We start from the raw sequence: 7363 nt of genomic DNA, 5'->3' as shown, positions 1-7363 counted from the left end.
GCGATCGAACTGTGGGAGGATGTCACCGACGATCTCGTCGCGCGCCTGCGCGACGGTGCCCTCGACGGCATCCTCGTGGGGACGGACGTGCCGGGGGCGGACCTCGCATCGGTTGCACTCTTCGAGGAGCCTTTCCTGGCGGTGCTTCCGGCCACGCACCCTCTCGCGCAAGCGGGGGAGCTTGCAGCGCGCGATCTCGCCCCCGACATGCTGGTCCTTGCCGACCCGCACTGCCTGCGCGACCAGACGCTGGCCGCCTGCGGCGGCCATGACGCGCGCGCCCGCGCCTTGCGGGCCGCGAGCCTCGAAACGCTCGTCAACATGGTGGCGGCCGGCTACGGCACGATGGTGATCCCGATGCTCGCGGCCCGCGCGTCCACGGTGCGCGACGTGGTCGTCCGGCCGCTTGCCGGCGGGGTCGGCCGCACCATTCGCCTCGTCAGCCGCAAGAGCTTCCAGCGCGGCCCGACCCTCGAAGCGGTCGCGGACGTGATCCGCGAAGCAGCAAGCTCCACCATGATCGAGTTCAAGGATGGGCTCGCCGCGCATTCCGGCACCGAAAGCATCCGACGGGCCGAAGAGCATGCTTCCCGGCGAAGAACGAACCGTTAGCGCGGCGGACGGGGCCGCGTCGGGAGTCCGGCCCTGTTCCCGCTCTTCCACGGGGCCATGACGGACGACGTGCCTTCTGGGCGGCGTCTATCTGTCGGGATGGCACTCATCACGCTGGTGGCGGTGCTGGCCGGTAGCGAAACCAGCCACGTCGACATCGAGGCCTGACGAGGATCGATGGAACTACTCTGTCGTGAATCGAGAACTGCCAGGGATTGCCGCGAACCCGCACGAGCGTCACTCGAGTGAACGACTCACGCGGTGTGTCGCGCGTCATCAAGAACATCGCCGTTCATCATCCGCGCGAGGTCGAAAAGCTTGCATGCGGACTCGGGATGAAGCCCCACCCAAGCGCCGCCGCCTCCCTCTGAATCTCAATGGAGAAAGGAGATCAGGACCCCGTATAGCACATGATCCGTGCGGGCCAGGCCGACGGCTTCGGGTGACGCTGTCGCGATCAACCGCGGCCCGATCGCGATCGCCGGTATCACGCCTTGGTCACTGCGCGATCACGCGCCTGACATGGCGGGACCCATCCACGACGACGAGCTTCTCGTCCGGCGACACGAAGTAGCCGTAGCGGCCGCCGCGGCGAAGATGCGGGACCGAGACGTTCTGGAACGACCCGACCGCAATCCAGCGCGGGATCCTGCTGCCGCGGCCGATCCGACGTCCGCTCGGGTCGGTGTAGTGTGGCCCGCTGGCGAACAGCTCCTCCACGCTGGCAGGAGCGCCGTCCACCATGACCGTGCCGGCGGTCGGCCCCGGAGAGACACGGAGTGTCTGCGGCTGCGCGATGGCCGCGCCGGGGATCAGGACCAGCGTCGCGAGAAGCGGCCACAGATGCTTTGCATTGGGCGACATGTGAACCTCCTCCTTTCAGGAACGAGGTGCAGCCCATGATCGGGCTGTCTGCACGTGTAACACCATGGGAGAGACGGTGCTTGATCGTTTGGGACACGGACCTGACACTTCGCGACAGGTGGCCCTGCGCCCGGTCCGCGCACGCCGGAGTGGCGACAACGGCAAGGCGGGCCGGTCCCGCCTGTGTCAGGATGTTCGAAGAGACGTCAGGGTGAGGCCCGCGACGATCAGGAGGCACCACGTAACGTCACATCGGGACCGAACGACTCCAACGGTCACGTGGCGCCACCTGCTCGCGTGTTGTCAACCGGAAAACCCGAAGCGTCCTTGGAGCACGGAGTCTTTCCTCCACCTCCCCACGTGACAGTCGAACGTCGCGCAGTCGCCACGCGCCAGCGAATGCTCCAGGAGTTCGGCTAACCTGGTAGCAGGGTCCTCATTCCATGCGAGACTTCATCAGTCGCGCCGCCGATCAGAACCGCTATTGACCCCTGACGAATGCGACACGTAGGTTGCGGCAGCGTGCAACTTGGCAACCGACTATGGAATTGCTGCGACGTATTCTTTCGCGAACGGCCCCTGCCCTTGATGCAGACATCCAGGATGCCCCGGGATCGTCGTTGCACGCCATAAAACGGAAGCGTGCCGCGACTGGGTGTGAGCTGATGGCACACATCTACCGCTATGCCGAAAGGCGGTTCCTCGTAACTTCCATTATGTGGGTCCCCGGGTCGGTGATCCTGGAGACCGGGGAGCCATCGGTTTTACCCATCGATGTGGCCGATGCCGACCTTGGTCGCACAGTTTGCGAGCACCTGCTCGCTCATGATGCCCGCCAACCTGGCGACCTGCGGGACCGTAAAGCCACGGACTGGGCGGCCTACCGAGCATCGGGGGCAAGATCGGTGAAATCATTCGAGAGTAACAGCTGGCAAGTTACAGTCGAGACGATCAACCTCGTGCTGAACGTCGAGGCCTATCCGGTCCGCAGCTCTCACGCCCAGATCTGCGTCAAGGGTGTCGTCGGGCCGTTGTACGAGGAGTTGGGCGCTACCATCCGAAGAACCATCTCGGCAGCGGCAGTCCTCCGGCAGGCTGGTCTCGTCTGATCTCGCGGATCCTGGAGGCTCGCGCTCGCAGACTCAGGGCGGACGAGTCCGGCGGTCGATACATCGGTCGAGCGTGACATCCCTTCGTGTTCGCGACGGGATACGACTACGCCACTATCCCGCTCCGCTACGGGGTGTGCCTCGTTGCGCGAAGCCGATCGATGCGACCAGGATTGCTCGCGCGCTGTTCGGCTGACGAGCACCCTGACTGGTCGATGAAGGCAGGAGGTAGCGGTTAAAGGTCCTGTCAGGGTCAAATGTCACGGTCGGGCGACTGATTTTGCGAACTTGGAGAACCCGCCTGTTCGACTCTGTTGCTGGAAAATTGGAATGATGACTCCTTGGATACACGCGTCGATGGGCATGGTTATCCTTGACTATCGAAAGAGACGCGTGATCCAAGAAATTTCTCGACTGAGCCTTCACGGCAGGCTCTCCTCACTTGAAAAAAATTCCGGCGAGCTGTCGATTCCCTCATCTTCCGTTCGTCATAACAGCAGGGAGACCGGTGCGGCCTCTACAATCGAGGAGACAAGACGATGCGCGTGATGGTTCTGGTGAAGGCGACGAAGGATAGCGAAGCGGGCGCCATGCCCTCGACAGAGCTTCTCGAGGCCATGGGCAAGTACAACGAGGAACTGGTCAACGCCGGCATCATGCTGGCGGGTGAGGGCCTGACGCCTTCGGCTCAGGGCAAGCGCATCGCCTTCGACGGCCCGAGCCGCACCGTCATCGATGGCCCCTTCGCCGAGACCCGCGAGCTGGTTGCCGGCTTCTGGCTCTGGCAAGTCAAGGATATGGCCGAGGCAGTCGCGTGGGTGAAGCGCTGCCCCAATCCAATGCCGGGCCCGAGCGAGATCGAAATTCGCCCGGTCTACGAAATGGCCGACTTCGCCGAGACCCTCACACCGGAGGTCGCCGAGCAGGAAGAGCGGCTTCGCGATCGGATAGCACGCCGCTGACGCTTCGCCGGATGCGGGCGCGGGGCCACCGCTTGCCGTGCCCGCCAGGAGCAATTCGATACCGATGCTCTGACGCTCGATCAGGGCGAAACCAAGGGGACCCACAATGCCCAAGATGATCTTCGTGAACCTGCCGGTGAAGGATCTCGCCGCCGCAACCCGCTTCTATCAAGCGATCGGGTGCAAGAAGAATGACCGGTTCAGCGATGAGAACGCGGCCTCGATGGTCTGGTCGGACACCATCACCTTCCAGCTCCTGACGCACGCCTATTTCTCGACCTTCACGCGGAGGCCAATCGCCAATGCGCACGAGACCACCGGCATGCTGATCGCCCTGTCTCACGACAGCCGCGGACAGGTGGACGCTATTGTCGAGGCCGCAGCGGCGGCCGGCGGCAAGGCCGACCCTCGCGAGCGCCAGGACATGGGCTTCATGTACGTCCGCACCTTCGAGGATCCCGATGGCCATGTGTTCGAGCCGATGTGGATGGACGTCGCGGCTGTGGCCGAGCAGCAAGCCGAGCCGGCCTGACGACGTCAAGCGCGAAGAGAAGATTGGCTTGAACGGCGCCAGCTTCGATGTCCGGCGTCCCTGCGCTGCTCCGGGCCGCCCCAAGCCGTGTCGCCCGGAGACCGGATGGCCATGACCATGGTCACCTCCGGCACGATGACCAACCGGATCGACGGGCTCGAGAAGGCGTCGGGCTGACGTGCTTTCGGGCAGGGACCGCCTTCGAACCGCCAGGAATAGGGCGTGTGGGGAACTGGCGAATCCCGGCGTGGCGAGCGAGGGGAATGAACGGTGGGAACCATGATGGACGAATACGTGCTCTATGGAGTTCCGGGCTGGGGCTCGGTGCTCGCGGAGGCGATGCTGACTTGGTGCGGGGCATCGTTCCGGATCGAGGATGTCGAGGGCTTCGACAAGCCGGGGCGAGCACGAGACAGGCTCTTGGCGATCAATCCGATCGCACAGGTGCCCACGCTTATCCTGCCGGATGGCACCGTGATGACCGAGAGCGCGGCCATCGCCCTGCATCTGGCCGAGACGTATCCGGACGCGGAACTGGCACCGCCCCCAGGGAGCCCGGAGCGGCCCGCCTACCTGCGGCGGCTCGTGTGGCTCGTCGCCAATGTCTACCCGACCTTCACCTACGGCGATTATCCCGAGCGCTGGACGCTCGCGGACGCGGAAGGGCTGCGGACGGCAACGCACGAATACCGCAAGCGGCTCTGGCGCGAGCTGGAGACGGACATCGGGGGCGGCCCGTGGGCTCTGGGCGAGCGCTTCTCGGCGCTCGACATCTATGTTGGGGCGATGTCGCGCTGGCGGCCGGGCCGAGCCTGGTTCGAAGACAACTGTTCGAAGCTCACCGGGATCGCGAGGCGAGCCGATGAATTGCCCAAGCTCATCCCCGTGTGGAAGCGAAACTTCCCGGAACCGGGTGGCTCATCTGCCTGAGGAGAGGCCAAGGATCATCCACACCCACGACGCGTGTTTTCCAGGTTTTCAACGATTGCGACATGCATCACGTCAATTCGCCCGAAGCAATGATGTGCGTCCCAGGTTTCCCCGCGACTGCAGCCTCGACCATGGCGGTTGCAATCCGTTCGGCCGGGTTGATACGCCAATGCTGTGGCAGCGCTGGCCCGAGAAGCCGAAGAACGACCGAAGCGACGCGTTCAGCTGGACGGAACTCATCCCGGTCACCACCAATCACGCCCGGCCGTATATAGGTCAGTGACCGAAAGCCGATACCGGCGAGATCCCGTTCCACTTCGCCCTTCACCCTGTTGTAGAAAAAGCGGGAGGAGACGTCCGCGCCGATCGCCGAGTTCAGGATGAAGGTCGACGCGCCGTGCTGCCGGGCGAGCCGGGCGACAGCGAGCGGATAATCATGGTCGACACGGCTGAAGGCTTCCCTCGAACCGGCGGTTCTCATGGTCGTGCCGAGGGTGCAGATAACGGCGTCGACCGCCCACCATGCCGCGTCCGCAGGCAAATCCTCGAAATCCACAATTGGCGCGAGGAGCTTGGGATTTTCGGGCAGCACGCGCCGGACCGGAGCAATCACCGCGTCAATGCGAAGGTCGGCGAGCGCCAGCCGCAAGACGTTGCTGCCTACAAGGCCTGTCGCACCTACGAGCAGCAGCTTCATGTCGGTCGACCTCCTCCATGCCGATGCGGGCGCTCTATGCGCGCGGCGGCCTGCGAACTGCCTCGGCGACAGGAACCTCGCCGGATGTCAGCTCGATGATGATCCGGTTGACGGCGAGCGGTTCGAGCTCAACGATGGTCGCCGCAATGTCGTTCTTCTTGACTCGATAGTGTTTTAGAAGCTGGCCGAGCTTTCCTGTTCGCGCAGCACATCCGGCAAGACCGAAACCAGGATGAAAGGGTGGATTCCTGCAATGAATGTCGCTTCTGCCGCAAGTTTCAGCCCGCGCCCATCGTTGGCGCTCATCGGCTCGATGCCTGCGCCGCCGGCTCCAGCGCTGAACACGACGATGTCGTTGCCTGACATCAGGCTGGCGAGCCCGGAAGCATCGAGGTCGAGCAGGCTGCCCGGAACAGGGACGGCCCCAAGCGTCTTCAATTTCTGCGCCTGCTCGGGACAGTCATGAAGGGCTGCTCCATAGCGACGTGGATTGGCTAGTCTACCTGCTTTGTACGCCTAGATAGCCATACGATCCACCAGGATACTGAGTGAGGGGGATCATCCATCATGCCGCTTGAGGGAGTCCGCCCTGGGGCGCAGAGTTGCACTAGCTTCCAACACTTGCCCCTCTTGGTGATCGCCTTTGCCTTAATTTCCCTGGCGGCAGCAGCTCAACAGGTTCGGACCTGGCGCATCGGTTATCTCATGGACCGATCTGGCCCCGTAGCCTTCGATGAGGCCTTTGTGCAGGGGCTGCGCCAGAACGGCTATGTCGTAGGCCAGAATGTTACAATCGAGTATCGGTGGACGGAAGGAAAAAGCGAGCGACTGCCCACGCTTGCGGGCGAGTTGGTCAGCCAGAAGGTCGATGTGATCGTCACGGCGGGAGCCGCGTCCGTGAGGGCACTGAAGGCCGCGACAACGACGACCCCGATTGTCATGGCGAGCAGCCAGGATGCAGTGGCGGACGGATTGGTTGCGAGCCTTGCACGACCCGGTGGTAATGTCACGGGACGCTCGGTCTATGCCCCCGAGTTGACGCCCAAGCGCCTCGAGTTGCTCAAGGCGGCTCTTCCAGGGTTGTCTCGTGTCGGGATTCTATGGAACTCCCAAAATCCCGGAGGGCTGAACCAGTTCCGGGAAGCGGAAGCAGCCGGAAGCGCGCTCGGAATTGGCATCACGTCGCTCGATGCCCGCTTTCCCGACGATCTGGAAAAAGTCATGGCGCGAGCGGCACAGGTTGGGGCTGCGGCCATTCTGACACTCTCCGACAGTTCGACGATCACCTTTCGTGCGGAGATCGCTGCGGCGGCACACCGATATCGATTGGCAACGATGTTCTCGAACGAGGCCTACCTCGCAGGCGGCGGCCTGATGAGCTATGGGCCCGACCTCGCCGAGACCTTCCGTCTAGCAGCAGCCCATGTCGATAGGATTCTCAAAGGCGCTAATCCCGCGGACATTCCAGTCGAACAGCCAAGTCGGTTTGAGCTCGTCATCAATCTGAAGGCTGCCGAGCAACTCGGCCTTACGATACCGCCATCCTTGCTCCTGCAGGCGGACAAGCTGATCGAATGACATCCGAAGGATTGCGGTGAAACCGCTGATCGCATCAATCACCTTCGGATTGTCCGAGAAAGATCTAGTCACGTGAATC

The 7363-nt window shown here is 63.3% G+C and carries 9 protein-coding genes and 1 pseudogene; 7 read left to right on the top strand and 3 right to left on the bottom strand.

Annotated features, from left to right (window positions below; genetic code table 11):
- Positions 1–612: LysR substrate-binding domain-containing protein (locus BN1233_RS12905; protein ID WP_048709100.1), on the top strand; the 612-nt coding region annotated here is incomplete at its 5' end.
- A gap of 498 nt (positions 613–1110) precedes the next feature.
- Here the strand turns inward: BN1233_RS12905 and BN1233_RS12900 are convergent.
- A complete protein-coding gene (locus BN1233_RS12900; RefSeq protein ID WP_046864015.1) occupies positions 1111–1476 on the bottom strand; it encodes a hypothetical protein in 366 nt (121 codons plus the stop codon).
- A 665-nt stretch (positions 1477–2141) separates the two neighbouring features.
- Between BN1233_RS12900 and BN1233_RS12895 the strand changes: the two genes are divergently transcribed.
- The 5 genes and pseudogenes from BN1233_RS12895 (at position 2142) to BN1233_RS12880 (ending at position 5009) form a co-directional block, all read left to right on the top strand.
- Positions 2142–2585, top strand: a complete 444-nt coding sequence (locus BN1233_RS12895; protein WP_147707218.1) for a hypothetical protein — start codon at positions 2142–2144, stop codon at positions 2583–2585.
- A gap of 539 nt (positions 2586–3124) precedes the next feature.
- On the top strand, positions 3125–3547 hold the full coding sequence (locus BN1233_RS12890) for a YciI family protein (RefSeq protein WP_046864013.1): 423 nt from the start codon (positions 3125–3127) through the stop codon (positions 3545–3547).
- 106 nt (positions 3548–3653) lie between these two features.
- A complete protein-coding gene (locus BN1233_RS12885) occupies positions 3654–4079 on the top strand; it encodes a VOC family protein (protein ID WP_046864012.1) in 426 nt (141 codons plus the stop codon).
- A gap of 25 nt (positions 4080–4104) precedes the next feature.
- A pseudogene (locus BN1233_RS49660) lies at positions 4105–4247 on the top strand (MarR family transcriptional regulator); the annotation flags it as partial.
- Between the two features lie 111 nt (positions 4248–4358).
- On the top strand, positions 4359–5009 hold the full coding sequence (locus BN1233_RS12880; RefSeq protein WP_046864011.1) for a glutathione S-transferase family protein: 651 nt from the start codon (positions 4359–4361) through the stop codon (positions 5007–5009).
- A 67-nt stretch (positions 5010–5076) separates the two neighbouring features.
- Here BN1233_RS12880 and BN1233_RS12875 read toward each other — a convergent pair whose 3' ends face one another.
- Positions 5077–5658, bottom strand: a complete 582-nt coding sequence (locus BN1233_RS12875) for a Rossmann-fold NAD(P)-binding domain-containing protein (RefSeq protein ID WP_244470893.1) — start codon at positions 5656–5658, stop codon at positions 5077–5079.
- 222 nt (positions 5659–5880) lie between these two features.
- The gene (locus BN1233_RS46860; protein ID WP_052763783.1) at positions 5881–6144 is read right to left on the bottom strand and encodes a Rossmann-fold NAD(P)-binding domain-containing protein; all 264 of its coding nucleotides are present in this window, start codon (positions 6142–6144) and stop codon (positions 5881–5883) included.
- A 267-nt stretch (positions 6145–6411) separates the two neighbouring features.
- On the opposite strand from BN1233_RS46860, the gene BN1233_RS12865 reads away from it, so the two are divergent.
- Positions 6412–7284 (top strand): ABC transporter substrate-binding protein, encoded by an 873-nt coding sequence (locus BN1233_RS12865; RefSeq protein ID WP_187144287.1) that lies wholly within the window; start codon positions 6412–6414, stop codon positions 7282–7284.
- The last annotated feature ends 79 nt before the right edge of the window (positions 7285–7363 follow it).

Origin of the sequence: Microvirga massiliensis, assembly GCF_001006805.1 — a bacterium.
In the GTDB taxonomy this organism is placed as follows: domain Bacteria; phylum Pseudomonadota; class Alphaproteobacteria; order Rhizobiales; family Beijerinckiaceae; genus Microvirga; species Microvirga massiliensis.
Note: the sequence above shows the minus strand (reverse complement) of the source record. Positions and strands in the feature narration are given on the sequence as shown.